General features: G+C 64.9%; 20 protein-coding genes. 12 read left to right on the forward strand and 8 right to left on the reverse strand.

Annotation, left to right across the window (positions count from 1 at the left end):
• Nucleotides 1–8: 8 nt before the first annotated feature.
• Nucleotides 9–722 (reverse strand): ABC transporter permease, encoded by a 714-nt coding sequence (locus AWB72_RS04855; protein ID WP_040051881.1) that lies wholly within the window; start codon nucleotides 720–722, stop codon nucleotides 9–11.
• Between the two features lie 45 nt (nucleotides 723–767).
• The gene (locus AWB72_RS04860) at nucleotides 768–1,454 is read right to left on the reverse strand and encodes an ABC transporter permease (RefSeq protein ID WP_040051882.1); all 687 of its coding nucleotides are present in this window, start codon (nucleotides 1,452–1,454) and stop codon (nucleotides 768–770) included.
• Nucleotides 1,455–1,906: 452 nt separating this feature from the next.
• Here AWB72_RS04860 and AWB72_RS04865 point away from each other — a divergent pair, with 452 nt between their 5' ends.
• On the forward strand, nucleotides 1,907–2,605 hold the full coding sequence (locus AWB72_RS04865; protein WP_040051883.1) for a pirin family protein: 699 nt from the start codon (nucleotides 1,907–1,909) through the stop codon (nucleotides 2,603–2,605).
• 100 nt (nucleotides 2,606–2,705) lie between these two features.
• On the opposite strand, the gene AWB72_RS04870 is transcribed toward AWB72_RS04865, so the two are convergent.
• A complete protein-coding gene (locus AWB72_RS04870) occupies nucleotides 2,706–3,302 on the reverse strand; it encodes a Spy/CpxP family protein refolding chaperone (RefSeq protein WP_040051884.1) in 597 nt (198 codons plus the stop codon).
• Nucleotides 3,303–3,524: 222 nt separating this feature from the next.
• Between AWB72_RS04870 and AWB72_RS04875 the strand changes: the two genes are divergently transcribed.
• Both AWB72_RS04875 and AWB72_RS04880 read left to right on the forward strand, forming a co-directional pair.
• The gene (locus tag AWB72_RS04875; RefSeq protein ID WP_040051885.1) at nucleotides 3,525–4,247 is read left to right on the forward strand and encodes a response regulator; all 723 of its coding nucleotides are present in this window, start codon (nucleotides 3,525–3,527) and stop codon (nucleotides 4,245–4,247) included.
• Nucleotides 4,231–5,571 (forward strand): ATP-binding protein, encoded by a 1,341-nt coding sequence (locus AWB72_RS04880; RefSeq protein ID WP_040051886.1) that lies wholly within the window; start codon nucleotides 4,231–4,233, stop codon nucleotides 5,569–5,571. Before AWB72_RS04875 ends, AWB72_RS04880 begins: the two co-directional genes overlap by 17 nt.
• A gap of 46 nt (nucleotides 5,572–5,617) precedes the next feature.
• On the opposite strand, the gene AWB72_RS04885 is transcribed toward AWB72_RS04880, so the two are convergent.
• A complete protein-coding gene (locus AWB72_RS04885) occupies nucleotides 5,618–5,881 on the reverse strand; it encodes a double-stranded DNA-specific endonuclease (protein ID WP_040051887.1) in 264 nt (87 codons plus the stop codon).
• 96 nt (nucleotides 5,882–5,977) lie between these two features.
• On the reverse strand, nucleotides 5,978–7,663 hold the full coding sequence (locus AWB72_RS04890; RefSeq protein WP_040051970.1) for a GGDEF domain-containing protein: 1,686 nt from the start codon (nucleotides 7,661–7,663) through the stop codon (nucleotides 5,978–5,980).
• Between the two features lie 728 nt (nucleotides 7,664–8,391).
• Between AWB72_RS04890 and AWB72_RS04895 the strand changes: the two genes are divergently transcribed.
• From AWB72_RS04895 to AWB72_RS04910, 4 genes are all read left to right on the forward strand, one after another.
• Nucleotides 8,392–10,143, forward strand: a complete 1,752-nt coding sequence (locus AWB72_RS04895; protein ID WP_040051889.1) for an ABC transporter permease — start codon at nucleotides 8,392–8,394, stop codon at nucleotides 10,141–10,143.
• Nucleotides 10,144–10,155: 12 nt separating this feature from the next.
• Entirely contained in the window at nucleotides 10,156–11,526 is a 1,371-nt protein-coding gene (locus AWB72_RS04900) for an ABC transporter ATP-binding protein (protein ID WP_040051890.1), read from the forward strand.
• 179 nt (nucleotides 11,527–11,705) lie between these two features.
• Nucleotides 11,706–11,906 (forward strand): type II toxin-antitoxin system HicA family toxin, encoded by a 201-nt coding sequence (locus AWB72_RS04905; protein ID WP_040051891.1) that lies wholly within the window; start codon nucleotides 11,706–11,708, stop codon nucleotides 11,904–11,906.
• A gap of 13 nt (nucleotides 11,907–11,919) precedes the next feature.
• A complete protein-coding gene (locus AWB72_RS04910) occupies nucleotides 11,920–12,321 on the forward strand; it encodes a type II toxin-antitoxin system HicB family antitoxin (protein WP_040051892.1) in 402 nt (133 codons plus the stop codon).
• A gap of 65 nt (nucleotides 12,322–12,386) precedes the next feature.
• Here the strand turns inward: AWB72_RS04910 and AWB72_RS04915 are convergent, their stop codons facing one another.
• From AWB72_RS04915 to AWB72_RS04925, 3 genes are all read right to left on the reverse strand, one after another.
• Nucleotides 12,387–12,911, reverse strand: a complete 525-nt coding sequence (locus AWB72_RS04915) for a hypothetical protein (RefSeq protein WP_040051971.1) — start codon at nucleotides 12,909–12,911, stop codon at nucleotides 12,387–12,389.
• Nucleotides 12,908–13,462 (reverse strand): hypothetical protein, encoded by a 555-nt coding sequence (locus AWB72_RS04920; RefSeq protein WP_040051972.1) that lies wholly within the window; start codon nucleotides 13,460–13,462, stop codon nucleotides 12,908–12,910. The genes AWB72_RS04915 and AWB72_RS04920 overlap by 4 nt, the downstream gene beginning before the upstream one ends.
• Before the next feature lie 259 nt (nucleotides 13,463–13,721).
• On the reverse strand, nucleotides 13,722–14,789 hold the full coding sequence (locus AWB72_RS04925; RefSeq protein ID WP_040051893.1) for a sigma-54 interaction domain-containing protein: 1,068 nt from the start codon (nucleotides 14,787–14,789) through the stop codon (nucleotides 13,722–13,724).
• Nucleotides 14,790–15,410: 621 nt separating this feature from the next.
• On the opposite strand from AWB72_RS04925, the gene AWB72_RS04930 reads away from it, so the two are divergent.
• From AWB72_RS04930 to AWB72_RS04950, 5 genes are all read left to right on the forward strand, one after another.
• Nucleotides 15,411–15,785 (forward strand): hypothetical protein, encoded by a 375-nt coding sequence (locus AWB72_RS04930; protein WP_040051894.1) that lies wholly within the window; start codon nucleotides 15,411–15,413, stop codon nucleotides 15,783–15,785.
• 61 nt (nucleotides 15,786–15,846) lie between these two features.
• The gene (locus tag AWB72_RS04935; protein ID WP_040051973.1) at nucleotides 15,847–16,164 is read left to right on the forward strand and encodes an ElaB/YgaM/YqjD family protein; all 318 of its coding nucleotides are present in this window, start codon (nucleotides 15,847–15,849) and stop codon (nucleotides 16,162–16,164) included.
• A gap of 64 nt (nucleotides 16,165–16,228) precedes the next feature.
• On the forward strand, nucleotides 16,229–16,435 hold the full coding sequence (locus AWB72_RS04940) for a hypothetical protein (RefSeq protein WP_040051895.1): 207 nt from the start codon (nucleotides 16,229–16,231) through the stop codon (nucleotides 16,433–16,435).
• A gap of 330 nt (nucleotides 16,436–16,765) precedes the next feature.
• Nucleotides 16,766–18,169 (forward strand): sigma-54-dependent transcriptional regulator, encoded by a 1,404-nt coding sequence (locus AWB72_RS04945; RefSeq protein WP_040051896.1) that lies wholly within the window; start codon nucleotides 16,766–16,768, stop codon nucleotides 18,167–18,169.
• 210 nt (nucleotides 18,170–18,379) lie between these two features.
• Complete coding sequence (locus AWB72_RS04950) at nucleotides 18,380–18,580, forward strand: hypothetical protein (protein WP_087127884.1); 201 nt, start codon at nucleotides 18,380–18,382, stop codon at nucleotides 18,578–18,580.
• Nucleotides 18,581–18,777: the final 197 nt, after the last annotated feature.

Here is an 18,777-nt window from a genome sequence, read left to right on the forward strand (position 1 = left end):
TGCCTGACTTATTTGCCTTGAGGCCGCAGGTACGCGAGCCAGCGATACTCGGCGCGGCGAAACAGCCACACGAGCGCAAACGAAATGACGAGATAGAGCAGGGCGGCGATGCCGAACGCCTGGAACGACTGATACGTCGCCGAGTTCACGTCGCGGGCAATCTTCAGGATGTCCGGCACGGTCGCGGTGAACGCGACGGTCGTCGCGTGCAGCATGAGGATGACCTCGTTGCTGTAATAGGGCAGCGCGCGTCGCAGCGCCGACGGCAGAATTACCCGGCGATACAGCGTGAAGCTCGACATGCCATAGGCGCGCGCGGCTTCGATTTCGCCGTAGGGCGTCGCCTTGATCGCGCCGGCGAAGATTTCCGTCGTGTAGGCGCAGGTATTGAGCGTGAACGCGAGCAGCGTGCAGTTCATGCCGCTGCGAAAGAATTCGCCGAGCAGTTGATGATCGCGCACGACCTGCAGGCTATAGAGGCCCGTATAGCACAGCAGCAGCTGCACGTAGAGCGGCGTGCCGCGAAAGACGTACGTGTAGAGCCATACCGAGCGCGACAGCAGCTTGTTCTTCGACACGCGCGCCACCGCGAGCGGCACCGAGAGGCAAAATCCGAAGCCGATGGAAACGACGAGCAGCCACATCGTGATCGCGAGACCGGTGATGCGATAGCCGTCGGTGAAAAGGTAGTTCTTCCAGTATTCCTGGATGATTTCGATCATGAAGTCCGCCGCTCTTAATCGCTTTAGATGGCTGGTTGAAGGTGATCAGAGATCCGCTTTGCGCACGCCGATGGAATAGCGCCGCTCGAGCCAGATCAGCACGAAGTTCGAGATCGTCGTGATCGCGAGATAGACCACGCCTGCGAGCAGCGTGAAGAAGAAGAACCGCTGCGTGCCCTTGCCCGCGTCCTGCGCGGCTTTCACGACATCCGCGAGGCCGATGATCGACACGAGCGCGGTCGCCTTGACCATTACCTGCCAGTTATTGCCGATGCCCGGCAGCGCGAAGCGCATCATCTGCGGAAACATGATGCGCGAGAAGGTCTGCCACGGCGTCATGCCGTAGGCCGCGCCCGCTTCGAGCTGGCCGCGCGGCACCGAAAGGAACGCGCCGCGGAAGGTTTCGGTGAAATACGCGCCGTAGATGAAGCCGAGCACGAGAATGCCGGCGAGGAACGGATCGATGTCGATCTGATCCCAGCCGAGCTGGTCGGTCAGCAGATTCAGCCAGATCTGGATGCTGTAGAAGAGCAGCAGCATCAGCACCAGATCGGGCACGCCGCGGATGAGCGTCGTGTAGACGGTGCCGACGCCCGAGGCGAGCCGGTTCTTCGAGAGCTTCGCCGCCGCGCCGATCAGGCCGATCACGAAGGCGAGCCCGAGCGACAGCACCGCCAGCTTGACGGTCTGCCAGGTGCCCGCGAGGATCAGCGGACCGTAGCCTTGCAACATGGTGATTCCTTCCTAAGGTGCGCCACATATGACGGGCGCGCACTGGGCGGCTTTCGGCCGCCATCCGTCCGCGTGAGTTGCGCTCGCGACATGCCTGCTTCCGGCGTTTCGCCGGCGGTGCGTATTCTAGGTGGCCAAAATTGGCGAGCCCGCTGTGTTGCTGCTGCTCTTCCGGCGATCTTCCCGGCGATCTTCCCGCCGCGCGGTGGTTCGCCACGCATGAAACGGCAAGAATGACCGCCAACCGGCGTCTCTCGCGGCGCCGCGCCGATGCCGCCGGCCGAAAAGCGCGGTATTTTACCCGAACCCGGATCGCGCGCGGGCGATGTCCGGACATGTCCGATTACATCCACCGGCGGGACGGTGTAGTGCCGGCGCGCTCGTTGTTCCAACGGGCTGCCGCCCTTACATTCTGTCCATCGCAGTTCAACGTCTACACCGGGAGCAACATCATGTTCGAGATTCGCCGCAGCAACGAACGCGGTCATGCCAACCACGGCTGGCTCGACTCGTATCACACGTTCTCGTTCGCCGATTACTACGATCCGGAGCACGTCCACTTCGGCGCGCTGCGCGTGATCAACGAAGACCGCGTCGCGGGCGGCCAGGGCTTCGGCACGCACGGTCATCGCGACATGGAAATCGTGAGCTATGTGCTCGAAGGCGCGCTCGCGCATCGCGACAGCATGGGCAACGGATCGACCATCCGCCCCGGCGACGTCCAGCGCATGAGCGCCGGAACCGGCGTGCGACACAGCGAGTTCAACGGATCGCCGAACGAAACGGCGCACTTCCTGCAAATCTGGATCATTCCGGATGCGCCGGGCGGCGCGCCGGGCTACGAGGAAAAGCGCTTCACCGACGATGAAAAGCGCGGCCGCCTGCGCGTGATCGCGTCGCCGGAAGGTGAGGGCGGGTCGGTGAAGATCGGCGCGGACGCGCGAATCTTCGCGGGCCTCTTCAATGGCGACGAACGCGCGGAGTTCGCCGTGCCGGCGGGCCGTCGCGTGTACGTGCACGTGGCGCGCGGCAAGGTGTCGGTGAACGGCGAGGCGCTCGGCGCGGGCGATGCCGCGAAGATCCAAGACACCGCGACCGTCACGCTGGATGCGGGCGACAACGCGGAAGTGCTGCTGTTCGATCTGGCCTAAGGCTGCTGCTGTATCGACGACAAAACCGCGGAGCGCGTGAAGCGCCCGCGGTTTTTTTGCGCGCTGGACACATCCCCGACGCGCGTCCGTCCATCGAAACTTAGGGCTTCGCCGTGGCCGATGCCCCCGCAGCCGCGCCCGGCGTGCCGTCCGCACCGCCGCGATTTTTGCTCCAACCCTCGTGCATCTTGTGCTCGTGCTCGCGCATCCTGGCGAAGTGCTTCTTGAGCGCGGTGCTGACCGTCGTCTTCTGCTGATCGTTCAGCGCGTTGTAGAAGTTGAGCCACGCGGTCGCGGTCTCCTCACGCAGTTGCGCCTGCTGCTGCTCCAGCTTTTGATGCGCCGCGTGCATCGCGTTCAGGTCGAGAATCGGCTGATTCTGCATCGCCTCGAATTGCTGATGCATCTGGCGATGCGCCTCACGCATGGTGTCGCGCTGATGCTTCATCGTGTCGAGCGCGGTCTGCCAGAGCTTTTCCTGATCCGCGTTGAGCTTCAACTGGCCGTGCAGCTGGTCCAGTTGCTTCTGCATGCGCATTCCCATTCCCATGTGATGACCGCCGGGGCCGCCCATCATCATGCCCGGACCGCCCGGAGGCGGCGCGCTGGGCGCATCGTTGGTGGCGGCGTAGGCCGAGCCGAAGGACAGCGCGAGTGCGGTGGCAGCGGCGGTGAGGATGCGGTATTGCTTGCCCATCGTGAGACTCCCTTTATTGATTGTCGGAGCCGAATTGCGAGCCTCGTCGAGGTTTCGCGCTTCCGGTGAGACACAGCGTAGAGGCTCGCGCGGCATCGCGTGTTACCGCTGCGGCGTTTCGTATTACGCTGGTTTACGCGCTCCTTTCGCGGTAACACCCGGTAACCCTTTGGGGCGCGCGAGCCGTCAAACGGCCCGGGGTCACGCGCTAAACTTCCTCACATGACTACACAAATCCTTGTCGTCGACGACGACGCCGAACTGCGCGACCTTCTGCGCGACTATCTGGTCCGGCAGGGCATCGAAGTCTCGGTGCTGCATGACGCCGGTTCCCTCGAACGCCGGCTGGAGCGCGAGCGCCCCGATCTGATCGTGCTCGATCTGATGATGCCGGGCGTCGACGGCCTGACCGCGCTGCGAAAGCTCCGCGCATCGGGCGACGACATCCCCGTCATCATGCTGACGGCGCGTGCGGACGACGTGGACCGCATCGTCGGACTCGAACTCGGCGCGGACGATTATCTCGGCAAGCCGTTCAATCCGCGCGAGCTGCTCGCCCGCGTGCAGGCGGTGCTGCGCCGCCGCCGCACGATTCCGTCCGCCGCGCCGGAACAGCGCGAGCCGTATTCGTTCGGGCGCTTCCGGCTGGATTTCCAGTCGCGCACGCTTCAGCAGGACGACAAGCCGCTCACGCTGTCCGGCAGCGAGTTCGCGCTCCTGAAGATCTTCGTGAACAACCCGATGCGCACGCTCACGCGCGAGCGCCTGCTCGAACTGTTGCACGGCCCCGAATACGACGGCACCGACCGCGGCATCGACGTGCAGGTGTGGCGTCTGCGCCGCATTCTGGAAAGCGATCCGTCCACGCCGCGCTTCATCCAGACGGTGCGGGGGCGCGGCTACGTGTTCGTTCCTGACGGCGAGCAGAATGCGCCGGCCCATTGATTCGCTTTTCGGGCGTCTCGTCGTTCTGGTGATCGGCGTGCTCGTGCTGTCGCACCTCGCGTGGTTCGCGGTCATCCGCGTCGAGCGCGACAACTCGCAGACGCGCTATGCCGTCGAAGAGGCCGCGTTCCTGGTCGAAGCGGTGCGCCAGCACGTCGCGAACAATCCGGATCAGCCGCTGCCTTCGCGCGTGCGCGTCGTGCCGCTGAACGCGCCGGACGTCCCGCAGCCCGCGAGCGAAGCGATCCCGCGGCCGCTTTCGCGCTTTCTCGACGACATGAAAGACCGCCTGCCCGACGACACCGACGTGCGCCCCGGCGAACCGGGCGCGCCGCCGAGCGTGTGGGTGCACGGCGCGAAGGACGCCGGCTGGATCGTCGTGCCGGTGCAGCCGCTGCGTCCGCCGCGCTCGCGCGACCGCATGCTGGTCTGGCTCGCCATCATCTTTTCGACGGCCGTGCTGGCCGCGCTCTTCGCCGCGTGGCAGTTGCAGTCGCCGTTGCGCTCGCTCGCGCAGGCGGTCGGCCGCTTCGGACGCGGCCAGCCGACGCCGCCCGTGCCCGAACGCGGCCCGCGCGAATTGCGTCAGTTGACGCACGGTTTCAATCAGATGGTGCGCGAGGTCTCGCAGACCGAGAACGACCGCGCTGTGATGCTCGCGGGCGTCGCGCACGATCTCAAGACGCCGCTCGCGCGTCTGCGTCTGCGCGCCGAAATGATGGACGACGAAAAGGTCCGCGACGGCGTCGTGCGCGATGTCGCTTCCATGGCGCATATCGTCGATCAGTTTCTGGTGTTCGCGCATGACCGCCCGGACGGCAGCGAGCCGGTCTCGGTGGATCAGACTTGCGAGCGCATCTCGCGGGCGTATCGGGCGGTGTCGCCGAACGCGGAGCCGATTCGCCTCGCGCTCGAAGCCGGGCCGAGCTTCGTGCTGCCCGCGGCGACGCTGGATCGGCTGCTGTCCAATCTGCTCGATAACGCGCATGCGTACGGCGCGCCGCCCATCGTCATCGAGACGCGGCGCGGGGCGAATGGCTGGGTGCTGGTGGTGGCGGATCACGGCAAGGGCATCGCGCCCGACGACCTGATCAAGGCGAGCCGACCGTTCGTCCGGCTCGATCCGGCGCGCGGCGGCAGCGGACATAGCGGACTCGGGCTCGCAATCGTCGAGCGTCTCGCGCGGCGCGCGGGCGGGGAGTGCGAAGTCGGCAATCACGCGCAAGGCGGCTTGCAGGTCGTGATGACTTTTCCGTTCGACATCGCCACGCGGCCGGTCGCGGAGCGCCGCGCCGGGCCGCAGCACGAGGAGCGCGCGCTCTAGCGAAGGCGCGCGTCCTTCATTTGCTGCCGGAAAAGCGCGAAAGGTCTCAGTCGAACAGCGTCTCGAGCGCCGAGGCCGCCTCGCTATCCACCGTGTTGTACGTCACCGTCGACGCCTCGAAGATGTAATGCGTCGTGTACTTGCCGAGCCGCGAGAGAATCTCCTCCTGGATCACCTCGGGCGCGATGTCGATCTTCAGATACCACGCGGTGGACGAGAGCCGCGTCTGAAACGACCCGTACTCGGCGAGCAGTTGGTCGAACGTTTCAGCATCCTGATCGCGGCACACGATGACCAGATTCCCCTTCATGCAATCCTCCCGATGACGGCAACGGCATTCGATATCCAAAGTCGATGATACCTGCCCGCACGCGGCAGCGCCGTGTCCATCGGCGCGTCCGCGCGCTTATTTGCCGGCCAGCGAGTTTTCGGGATGACGCGCCGGCGGGATGGGATCGGCGGGGCGCACTTCGCTGCGGTCGCGCCCGCGCGATTTCGCTTCGTAGAGCGCGAGGTCGGCGCGGGAGAGAATCCATTCGAGCGCGTCGCCGCTGGCCAGCTCGGTAATGCCGATGCTCACGGACAGTTCGGCACCGTCGGGAAGATGCCCGCAGTGCTCGTGGTTGAAGCGCTTGCGCAGGCGTTCGAGCACGGCTTGCGCGTCCGCGAGCGACGTCTGCGGCAGCAGGATGCCGAATTCCTCGCCGCCGAGCCGGCCGATCGCGTCGTTCGGGCGAAGCTGCGCGCGGCACACGTCCGCGAAATGCTCGAGCGCGCGGTCGCCGGTTGCGTGGCCGTAGCGGTCGTTGATCTGCTTGAAGTGGTCCAGATCGGCGATGGCCACCGAAAGCGGCGTGCCGGATGAACGCGCCAGTTCCACTTCGTGACGCAGCGTATCGAGGAAATAGCGGCGCGACAGGGCGCCCGTGAGCGCATCGTGGCGGGCTTCGGCGGAAAGCATCGTATTGGCGGACTGCAACTGCTCGGCGAGATCGCGCGTCGCGCGGTGCAGCCGGCGTTCGCGCGAATACGAGGTCGCGATCACCACCGCGAGCGTGACGACGCCGAGCATCGTCAGAAACACGAGCAGGCGGTCGCGGCTATGGTTGCGGCTGATCTCCGGCCAGCTCGTGAGCGGATGCACGATATGCGCCGACAGACCCGAGTTCAGGCCCGTGCGCTCGTCGTAGAGCGAGGGCGACGCGTCGCCGTTCGCGGTGTAGACGCTCTGCGCGAGCGCGGGCGCGAGCCAGGGCGCGGCCTGGCGCATCTGCTCGCCGACCGGCGCGACGCGCAGCGGCGGAAACGAATCGCGGCGATAGTGCTCGAAGCGCTCCGAAGGCGTCATGCGGGCGACGGGGGCATCGGGCATCGCCTGATATTCGAGGCGGCCGTCGTGCGCCATCACGACGACGCCGTTTTCGTCCGTCACGAACGTGCCCGCGCGCGACACCCAGTGCCGCAGCCGGTCGATGCTCACCTTGGCGATCACCGCGCCGACGAGCAGCCCGTCTTCATAAACCGGCGCCGCGATGAAGATGCCCGGCTCGCCCGACAGCCTGCCGACGCCGTACATCTCCGCGAAGCCGCCGAGCAGCGCGCGGCCGACGTAGGCGCGCGCGCTCATGTCATAGCCGATGAAGCTGTTCGCATCCGCCGCATTGCTCGACGCGATGCAGAAGCCCCGATCGTTCACGAGCCAGATCGAATCGAGGCCGGAGAAGCCCTGTGCGTCGTGCAGGAAGGCATCGACGCGGGCGAGGTTCGGCAGCGCCATCCATTGCGCGCGGCGCGCCGTTTCCGTCGCCTTCGGGTTCAGGGCATAATGCCGCGACTCGGCGAGGGCGCGCTGCATCAGGTCCATCTGCGCGAGCGTGGCCGGAATGGCGCGGGACATGGCCAGGTCGCTCGCGATACTTTGCGCCATGTTGTCGACGATGGACGCCGCCATCTGCCGCTCGGTGCGCACCGTGGCGGTCATCTCCTGCTGTACCATTCGGTCCGAAAGCAGGCCGGCGGCAACCCAGCACCCGAACACGAGCATCGCGAGGCAGAGCGTCGCGATTACGCGGTGCAAAGTGAGCTTGTTCATCATTCGGCCGGTACGGACGTCACGCCGCACGCATCGGGCGCGCGGATGGCGCACCGTCCGCAGCGAACGTGCCGGCCCCGCGCCGGGACTCGCCGCCGTCAGCCAAAAACGGGATAATCGCCGGCCTGAGCGCGCGGCTCAGCCGGACGCAGCGGGCGCGTTCATTGCGTCGCGTCCGAACGGCAGCCGCGGTCCTTCCATGCGCACCCGGCCGGGCGACGCGGCAAGGACGGTCTCTCGAGTCTGTCGGACGGCCTTCCGACTTGGATTTGGCGTCACGCATTGCATCGGCGCTCAATTTATTGTTTGTGGTAAGTCAAGATTGGACGATGTTTTTTGTCGTCTATCAAGGGTCTTCTCGCCGCGGGCGACGTGTGTCCAACACAATGCCACGCCGCCGTGCTCGCGCTTGACTCGTCACCCCGGCTGACGACCGCTGCATCGGCGGACTCTTCATTTTTGCCTTCGTCGTGCCGAAGAGCAACAGAAGCATCGCATGAAAGGGCGAAGTTCGGGAGGAAGGTTGTGCCTGTCATCGTGCTTGGTGTAGTGTCGCCCGGTTCGGCGCGCTTTACGTGTAGTCGATTCGGCGGCCGGGCGCGTTGAACGTCCGGCGGCGCGAGAGGAGCGCGTGGGGACGCCTCCGGGACCGGACGACGGCGCTGGCCGTCTCGAGCATCACCCGCGCCTTGCGCGGTCGGAAGAAAGCCTTACGGGGAGGGCCTTGAATGGAATTTGGTTTCAATCTGAATCGCACGGCGAACGCGTCGGCGTGGCGGCTCCTGCCCAACCGGTGGGACTTCGTCGCGTTCCCGATGATCATCTGCATGATCGCGCTCGCCGCTGTCGGTTTCCATGAGACCCTCGCGCCGATCTCGACCCTGCAGACGCAGGCGATCTCCCTCGACCCCGCGAATCTCCCCGAATACGCGCTGCGCACGACCTTGCGCATGCTCGCCGCGATGGTCGCCTCGCTCATCTTCACGCTCGTCTACGGCACGCTCGCGGCAAAAAGCCGGCGCGCGTCCATCGTGCTCGTGCCGATTCTCGACATTCTTCAGTCGGTGCCGGTGCTCGGTTACATCTCCTTTACCGTCACGTTCTTTCTCGCGCTGTTCCCCGGGCGCGTGATCGGCGCGGAATGCGCGGCGATCTTCGCCATCTTCACGAGCCAGGCGTGGAACATGACGTTCAGCTTCTATCAGTCGCTGCGCACGGTGCCGCGCGACCTCGACGAAGTGTCGCGCGGCTTTCATCTCACCAACTGGCAGCGCTTCTGGAAGCTCGAAGTGCCGTTCTCGATGCCCGGCCTCATCTGGAACATGATGATGTCGATGTCGGGCGGCTGGTTCTTCGTCGTGGCATCCGAGGCGATCACGGTCGGCAACCGCACCGTCGTGCTGCCGGGCATCGGCGCGTATCTGGCGGCGGCCATCGGCGAGCGCAATCTGAGCGCGATCGGCTGGGTCATTCTCGCGATGACCGTCGTCATTCTCGCCTACGATCAGCTGATGTTCCGCCCGCTCGTCGCGTGGGCGGACAAGTTCCGCATGGAGAACACGAGTTCGGGCAACGCGCCCGGATCGTGGCTGCTCGATCTGATTCGCCGCACGCGGCTGATTCACCGGCTGCTCGTGCCGGCGGGATGGATTCTCGCGCGGGCCGCGCGCGTGCCGATTCGCCTGCCGTCCATTCAGCGCGTGAAGCTGCCGTTGCGCGCGCCGGTCGCATCGACGCGCGCGGGCGATATCGCCTGGGGCGCGGTCGTGCTGCTGCTGACGGTGTTCGTCGTGTGGAAAGTGGTGTCGTTCGTCGCGACGGGCGTCACGTGGGGCGAAGTGGGCCACGTGTTCGTGCTCGGCTTCATCACGCTGATCCGCGTAGTCGTGCTCATTGCGATCGCGTCGGTCGTGTGGGTCCCGGTGGGCGTGCTGATCGGGCTGCGTCCCGCGCTCGCCGAGAAATTTCAGCCGCTCGCGCAATTCCTCGCCGCGTTCCCGGCGAATCTGCTGTTTCCGGTGTTCGTCGTCGTGATCGTGCGATGGCATCTGAACCCGGATATCTGGCTCTCGCCGCTCATCGTGCTCGGGACGCAGTGGTATATCCTGTTCAACGTGATCGCGGGCGCATCGGCCTATCCGAACGATTATCGAGAAGCCGCGACCAACTTTCAGATTCGCGGCTGGCAGTGGTGGAAGAAGGCCATGCTGCCCGGCATTTTTCCTTACTACGTCACCGGCGCGATCACCGCGTCGGGCGGCGCGTGGAACGCGAGCATCGTCGCGGAGGCGGTGTCGTGGGGCAACACGAAGGTCGTCGCGCATGGCTTGGGCGCGTATATCGCGCAGACCACCGCTGACGGCGATTATCCGAAGATCATCCTCGGCATCGCGGTGATGTCGCTCTTCGTGACGCTCTTCAACCGATTGTTGTGGCGTCCGCTGTACGCCTACGCCGAAGCACGGCTTCGACTGGATTAAGGACGAGTTCCGATGCAGAACCTCAAGAACACGCAGACGCCCGCCGCGCAGGTCGCCCAGCGCACGGGCGCGGCCGCGCAGCCGACCAAGCCGCCGCGTATCGGCAACGAAATCCTGCGCGTGCAGAACGTGAGCCGCGGCTTCAACAAGACGCAGGGCGAACTGCTCGTGCTCGACGACGCCAATCTCTCGTTGCGCGAAGGCGAGATCGTCGGCTTGCTGGGGCGTTCGGGCTCGGGCAAATCGACGCTGCTGCGCATCATCGCCGGATTGATCGAGCCGACTGCCGGCGAAGTCACGTATCTCAACGAGCCGTTGCGCGGACCTGCGAAGGGCGTCGCGATGGTGTTCCAGACGTTCGCGCTGTTCCCGTGGCTGACCGTGCTGCAGAACGTGGAAGCGGGTCTGGAAGCGCAGGGCGTCGGCGCGCGCGAACGTCGCGAGCGAGCGCTGGCGGCGATCGACCTGATCGGTCTCGACGGCTTCGAGAACGCGTATCCGCGCGAGCTTTCCGGCGGTATGCGGCAACGCGTGGGATTCGCGCGCGCGCTCGTCGTCGATCCGACTCTTTTGCTGATGGACGAGCCGTTTTCCGCGCTCGACGTGCTGACTGCCGAGAACCTCCGCACCGATCTGCTCGATCTGTGGACGCAGGGCCGGCTGCCGATCAAGTCGGTGCTGATCGTGACGCACAACATCGAGGAAGCGGTGTTCATGTGCGACCGGATTCTCGTGTTGTCGTCGAATCCCGGCCGCGTGATGGCCGAGATCAAGGTGCCGTTCAAGCATCCGCGCAACCGGCTGGATCCGGCGTTCCGGCGGCTCGTCGACGACATCTACGCGAAGATGACCGCGCGCCAGATGGACGAAGCGAAGAAGAAGGGGCTCGAGCTCGGAAGCTGGCTGCCGTCGGTATCGACGAACCTGATGGCTGGTCTCATCGAAACGCTCGCGGCCGAGCCGTACCACGGCCGCGCGGACATGCCGGAAATCGCGCGGTCGCTGCATCTCGAAGTGGACGATCTCTTTCCGGTCGCGGAAGTGCTGCAGCATCTCGGCTTCGCGGACGTGCGCGAGGGCGACATCTACCTGACGCCGCAGGCGCGCGTGTTCGCGGAATTCGGCACGCAGGAACGCAAGATGATGTTCGCGGAGCATCTGCTGCGCCACGTGCCGCTCGCCGCGCGGATCAAGAAGGTGCTCAACGAGCGGCCGGGGCATCGTGCGCCGCGCGTGCGCTTCGAGCAGGAACTCGAAGACTTTCTCTCCGACAAGGCGGCGCAGGAAACGCTCGATGCGGTCATCGACTGGGGGCGTTACGGCGAGATCTTCTCGTATAACGACCAGACGGAGATGCTGAGTCTGGAGGATGTGGAGGCTTGAGGCTTCGGCTCGATGTCGGATGGCGCAAACCAAGCGCGGTGGCCAGAGATGGCGCCGCGCTTTTGCTTTTGGCGTAGGCCGTTTGGATGACTGCCGGTAGCGAACACGCCGCCGTAAATTTCCCGTCTTCAATCACGCGCTTCGTGTGTAAAATTACACACGAAGCATTCGGAGACGGGATGGATTCATCGCGCTTGATACGAATGCTTCTGGATGATGGCTGGCAACTGGTGCGCATCCGAGGCAGCCATCACCATTTCAAACACGCAACGACCAACGCACGCGTGACAGTGGTTCACCCGAAGAAGGACCTGGCTATCGGAACAGTCAGAGCCGTTCTGAAGGCCGCCGGACTGCTGAACCGGCTTTACTCGTCGTAGAGGACTATCGGACATGGAATTCGCCATCGCCATTCATAAAGATCCTGAGAGCTGTTACGGGGTGACCGTGCCCAACGTGCCCGGAGTTTTTTCCGCCGGGGACACGATCGAGGAAGCGCTGCGCAATGCGAAGGAGGCGATCGTCTGCCACGTGCAGGCGATCATTGAGGAGGGCGACAAGGTCATCATCGACTCGACGAGCATCGAAGAACTCGTTGCGAATCCCGACTACGCCGACGCCATCTGGGCCTTCGTCGAAGTGGACCTCTCCAAGCTGGACTCCAAACCCGAGCGCATCAACATCAGCCTGCCGCGTTTCGTCCTTCACAAGATCGACAGCTACGTCGAAGCGCGCCACGAAACGCGCAGCGGCTTTCTCGCGCGCGCCGCGCTGGAGGCCATCGCGCACGGCTGACGCAACAAAAAAGCGCGGTTCCCGTCGCCGGAAACCGCGCTTGTGGCATCGCACGTACGTCGCGCCTACTGCAAATTCCCCCAGCGCTCGACCGCCGGCTCCGCCGACGCCCATTTCCAGCCTTCGGTTTGCTTGCACGCCGTCGCGATGAACCACTCCGCATGCGAATTCGGCTCGTCGCCATCCGCGACGGAGAACGCGAATTCCTTGCAGCTCGCAAGCGCGTTGTCGAATTCCCGCAGCACGCGAACGTCGCCGTGGCCGTTCTCGATCGGCAACGTGTGCTTCACCTTCCAGGGCCGGGTCTCGCCGACCGTCGATACACCCGCCGCCGACGCGATCGCCACTTGCTGATCCGTGTGCAGCGACTTCGATACGCGTTTTACCGCTTCGTCGGTGGCCGCCTGAACCGCGATACCCACGCCGATGCCGATCGCCGGATTCGTCGTGACCGCGCCTGTCGCGACGCCCGCGACCGCGCCCGTCGCCGCGCCGATGGACGCGCATCCGCTCACGGCCGCGCACGCCGCCGCGACGGCGGCCAGAAGCGCAAGGCGCAGCGCTCCTGCATTCGTCAGGCGCACCGTCATTGCAGCGAGCCCCAGCGCGGCGTGGCCGGTTCCGCCGACGCCCATTTCCACTTCGGGCCATCGCGGCAGACGGATGCGACGTAGAACGCGCTGTCCGCGGCGCGATCCTTGGTGGCGTCGCGATCCACCGAGAAGACGATTTCCTTGCAATCGAGCGCGCCGCTGCTGATTGCCCGGCTCACGGTCACGCGGCCTTTCTCGTCCTCTTCGAGCGGAACGGAATGCACGGACACCCACGGCGCGACCGCACCGACCGCGAGCGGTCCGGCGGCGGCGGCGATCTTGTCCTGCGTATCGGTATGGATGACGCGCTGCGTGTACTGCACGCCCGCGCGCGCCGCCGCGACCGCGCCCAGGCCGATGCCGGTCGCCACTGCCGCGTTCTCCGTCACCTTCCCGGCGACGGCCGCACCCGCGATACCCGCGCCCGCTGTCGCGCCTTCGCTGTAGAGCGAGTTGCATCCGCTCAAACCCAGGCACGCGACGGCGCCTGACAGAAACGCGGTGAATGCGGCGACGCGTCGGCCGCGCCGGGGGACACAGATCTGCATGTTGCTTTTCCTTCGTCTGCCGTTTTTATTGGCGCTGCGATCGAACGAACGCGGCTGATTTTTCCCTGCCACCGATCGCGGAGACTTGTCGCACAAGGCTCAAAAGCGCGACTGGCCGCGAGCTTCGCGCATTTTGAAGCATGCTTCTAATTACGGGTGCGGGAAAATTGCAAGAAATTGCAAGCGGACGGAACGCGTTTCGCAGTTCGTAATACTGAATGGGCGGCTGGGGACGACGGTCCGCGAGCCGCCCAGAAGGTCAGCCTTCGCTGGCTGAGGAAGAGGAATCGTTGCCTTCGGTGTCTTCGTTCTCGTAGGCGCCGAGCCGGTTATACAGCGTCTTGAGACTCACGCCGAGCGCCTTCGCCGCGCGCCGCTTGTCGCCGCCGCAATGCTTGAGCGTGCCGAGAATGATCTGCTTCTGCGCATCGGCGAGCGGCGTGCCGACCCAGACGTTCATCGCATCGCCCTGAGTAATCGGCTTCTTCACGCGCGACGCGAGATGCGGATGCGCGATTTCCACCGTTTTTTCCGCGAGAATGAACGCGCGATACACGGTGTTCTTCAGCTCGCGCACGTTGCCCGGCCACGAATAGGTGCGCAACACGTCGAGCGCGCGCTTGCTGAACGCCTTGTTCGTGCCTTCCTGCGCGTTCATTTCGGCGAGGAAATGCTGCGCGAGGAATTCGCGGTCCGAATCGCGCTCGCGCAACGGCGGCGCGCGCAGCGGAAACACGGCGAGGCGATACATCAAGTCTTCGCGCAGCCCGTTTTCCTTCACGGCGACGACGGGATCGCGATTGGTGGCGGCAATCACGCGCACGTCCGAACTGATGAGGTCGTTGCCGCCGACACGAAAGAACGTGCCGGTTTCGAGCGCCCGCAGCAGCTTCACTTGCCGGACCGGCGACATTTCCGTCACTTCGTCCAGAAAGAGCGTGCCGCCGTTGGCGTGCTCGAAATAACCGACGCGACCCTGCACCGCGCCCGTGAAACTGCCTTTCTCGTGGCCGAAAAGCTCGGCTTCGATCAGGTTGTCCGGAATCGCGCCACAGTTCACGGCGATGAACGGCGCGTCCTTGCGTGCGCTCTGGTCGTGGATGGTCCGCGCGATGAGTTCCTTGCCGGTGCCGGATTCGCCGATGATGAGCGCCGTCGCGTCGGTGCCGGCGACACGCTCGATCTGCGAATACAACTCCAGCATCACGGGCGATGAGCCGTACAGCAGTCCATAAGACTTCAAACCCGGCACGTCGCCCGCTGTGCGCTTTTTCTGCGCGGGTGTTTCGCCTGCGACAAGCGGCGGGTCAAGATCGGTTGACGCCATAAGTCCTGATGGTTCCTGAGTTCTGCGAATGTGGTTGGGTCGGGCGGCGCTTCGCAGCAGTCGAAAGAGAAGCGCCGCCGAAGCGGGCTGGGCTCGATCGCGGTTGCACGCCGGGCCGGGCCTCGATCGTGCTGTGGACTTCATCGCGCGTGGCATGACGCACGCACGTATCGACCGTCCGCATCAGCGATCACGCGCTGGCGCTGCTGTCGTGCTCTCGATTGCGATGAGCCGTCCCTCTCCATGCGTCGGTCCGGAGTCTCGCGCGGCGCGGCGTTGCACGCCGGTTGCGGCGCGTTGATCGCGCATCGCCGCGGACGACTCTATCTCATAAACGCTATTTAACCATTCGCGGCGATATTGCGGCAATGCGCTCTTGAGCGGGCAGAGGCAATTTGTCTGATTGCCTGAGGCCGCGTCCGGCGCTTCCGGAAAGGTTCGCCGCATGCGCCGCGAATTTACAAGCCGACGGCGTAAGACTTACCCGCCGTCTTCGTCGCTGAATGGTTCGTGGCGCGTGAAAGCGATATGGCACGAATGCTGCTCCACGGTGTTCATCCTTATTCGAATGCCCGAGAAAACGCCGAAGATCGCAGGGCAGTGCGAGGGGCCGAACACATCATGGAAGACATCTTTGATATCGATTTATCCGCGCGCGATTACCGTGCGTCCGCCAGCGCGAGCCGGCCTGCCTCGGCGTCCAAGGCGGGCGGCCGCGAACGGCCGGCGGGCGATCGGCAGGAACTCGCGACAGGCGAGGCGATCGACATTTATCACTGGGCGGCCGTCGCACTCGTGACGGCGCTGATGTGCGCGGTGCTCGCCTACGCGGCAGGCACGCCGGCGCTGGCGGGCGCGGCCAACGTGACGAGCCTCGTGTTCGGCGTGGCGGGCGGCGCACTGACGGCGAGCGGCATCGTGCGCCGGCTGCGCGCGCGCCTCACCGTCAACGGATCGCGCGATCCGTTGACGGTGACGGTCGCGAAACCGCAATGACGGCGAATCAAGGGCGATCAGCTAACTTAAATGGCAAAACCCAATGTGGAGGACTGATTCCATGAGTCAAACGACTGTCCAGCTTGCGTTGGGCAAGCAGAAGATCATCGAAGACATCAAGGTGCTGCTGGACGACTCGGAAGAGTTGCTGCGGCTCTCGGCGACGCTGCCGGGCGAAGGCGTCGACGCGCTGCGCTCGCGCCTGCGGACGCACACCGATACGGCGCGCGCCGCGCTCGAAGACGCGCAGGCAAATGCGCAGAGCCGCTATCGCGCGGGCGTCGACTGCACGGAGAAATACGTGCGCGAGAACCCGTGGCAATCGCTGGGCATCGCGGCTGCTGCCGGCTTCGTGCTGGCGCTCCTGATTCAGCGCTAAAGGCGCACGGCATGCGCCGCCGCCTGGCGGCATCGATCATCAACAACGACAGGAGAAAAACACCATGGCACGTTCTTCGATTGGAGTGTTCGGGGCGCTGTTCGCTGTCGGCAGCGTGCTCGCGTGGAAATGGATGCAGTCGCAGGACGCGGCCGGACGCCGCTTCGGACGCGATCCGAATCGCACGGTATCGGCGTCGCGGCGGCGCTCGGCGGCGGACGGTTACGTCGTCGGCGGCACGCCCGACGCGTGGCACTTCCCGCGAAGCTGACGACGGCCGGAGCCGAAGCCCGGCTCCAAACCAGCGATCGCGATTGACCGAAGCAGACGCACGCCTTTACCGGCGTGCGTTTTTATCTTAATAAACCCTTATAATTGAGAAACCTCTGCTATAAGTCGCCTAAATGGCAAAACTTACGGCGGTCGCCCCAAGCGTGCGGAAATTTCGGAAATTATTTTATTTTTAGCGCTTCAGGCCGGGTTCGATCGATGATCCCCGGCCGCAAGACGCACCGGCCCGGACGGCGCCTTGTCGCCCGGAGAAGACCACGCTGCCGCGCAGCGTGTGACCCTGAAACGCTTTGGAAGAATTCGAGACGCAATGCCACACGTATTGATTGTCGATGACGATCCCAGTACCCGCGAGGCGCTAGCCGCGATCATCGGCGAAGATGGACTGACGACGGCCACCGCCAGCGATTTGCGCGAGGCGCGCATTCAGCTCGTGAGGCAGACGCCGGACGTCGTGTTCACGGACCTCAAGTTGCCCGACGGAACGGGCGTCGACCTGTTCGAGGATCTCGATCCGCGCTCCGGCGTGGAAGTGATCGTGATCACCGGTCACGCGACCGTGGAATCGGCCGTGAGCGCGCTGAAGATGGGCGCGACCGACTATCTGGTCAAGCCGATCAACATGCAGCGCGTGAAGGCCATCCTCTCGCGCCTGCCGCGCGCCGGCGACCTGAAGGCGGAAATCGGCACGCTGCGCGGCGAACTCCGCCGCATGGGCCGCTTCGGCCTGATGCTCGGCAATTCGCCCGCGATGCAGACCGTCTACGACCAGGTCGGCCGCGTCGCGCCGACGGCGGCCTCGGTGCTGCTGATCGGCGAATCGGGCACGGGCAAGGAGGTGGCCGCGCAGACGCTGCACGAGCTGAGCCTTCGCCGCAAGCATTCGTTCATCGCGGTGAACTGCGGGGCGATTTCGCCGAATCTGATCGAGTCCGAAATGTTCGGCCACGAACGCGGATCGTTCACGGGCGCGGATCGTCAGCACAAGGGCTATTTCGAACGCGCGAACGGCGGCACGCTGTTCCTCGACGAAATCACCGAAATGCCGATCGAGCTGCAGGTCAAGCTGCTGCGCGTGCTGGAAACCGGCATGTTCATGCGCGTCGGCACGACGAAGGAACTCGAAACCGACGTGCGCCTGATCGCGGCGACGAACCGCGATCCGGAGCAAGCGGTGCTCGAAGGCAAGCTGCGCCTCGACCTGTATCACCGGCTGAACGTGTTCCCGATCAACCTGCCGCCGTTGCGCGAGCGGGGGAAGGACGTCGAACTGCTGGCGCAGGCGTTCCTCGACGAGCTGAATTCGCGCTACAACACGCGCAAGGACTTTCCGCCGGCCGTGCGCGACATGCTCGCGTCGTACAACTGGCCCGGTAACGTGCGCGAGCTGAAGAACTACGTGCAGCGCGCGTACATCATGTCGGCGTCCGATTCGGACAGCACGGCGACCGTGCCGCTGCAGATCTCGCTCTCGAAGGCATCGGCGGGAACGGCGGTGACGATTCCGTTCGGCACGTCGCTCGCGCAGGCGGATCGGCAGTTGATCCTCGCGACGCTCGAGCAGTGCGGCGGCGTGAAGACGCGCGCGGCGGAAATACTCGGCATCAGCCTGAAGACGCTCTACAACCGGCTCGTGGAATACGGCGAAGACGCGAACAAGGCAGCCGTCGGCGAGGGTGGCGATCCGAGCGACGCAGACGGCGAAAATCTCTGAACGTCGGCTATCTTCACACGAAAACAACGCCCGCTGCTTGCAAAAAGCGCGGGCGTTTTTGTTGGCAGGCGCGCTTTCAGCCACCATAATGGGGTTCATGGACGCGACTGGAATCGCGAAATTGGGGAACAGACCTTGCGGAAGAATGAGCGCATCCTTCCGACTCAGCAGCGGATGTAATCACGATCACAAGACCGCAAGGAGCCCGACATGACCGATTCCGCACGCGCGCCCATCAGTGCGCAGACGCCGCAGCCGCCGGACCCGCCGGTGACGCCGCCCGATCAGCCGCCGCCGAACCCGATTCCGCCCGACACGAACCCGGACCCGACACGCGATCCGCCCGAGCAGCCGATGCAGCCCATCGGCGATCCGCCGCCCGGGCCGGGCGACGCGCCCCCGGTGGCTTAAGCGGCGTGTCGGACGCATCGGCGGCGTCTTCCGGACCGATTCACCGAATTCGTGCAAGGCTTGAATAAGTTTCCATCCCGACGGTAGGGATTACAACGAATGCCGCAAGAATGACCGGTTTCGCACGTGGTCACCGGTCCTTTTTTCTCAAGAACGCGTGGATTCGACGCCCGGAAACGGCGACGAACCGCGCATCG

This window comes from Caballeronia concitans (genome assembly GCF_001544615.1).
GTDB classification, from domain to species: domain Bacteria; phylum Pseudomonadota; class Gammaproteobacteria; order Burkholderiales; family Burkholderiaceae; genus Caballeronia; species Caballeronia concitans.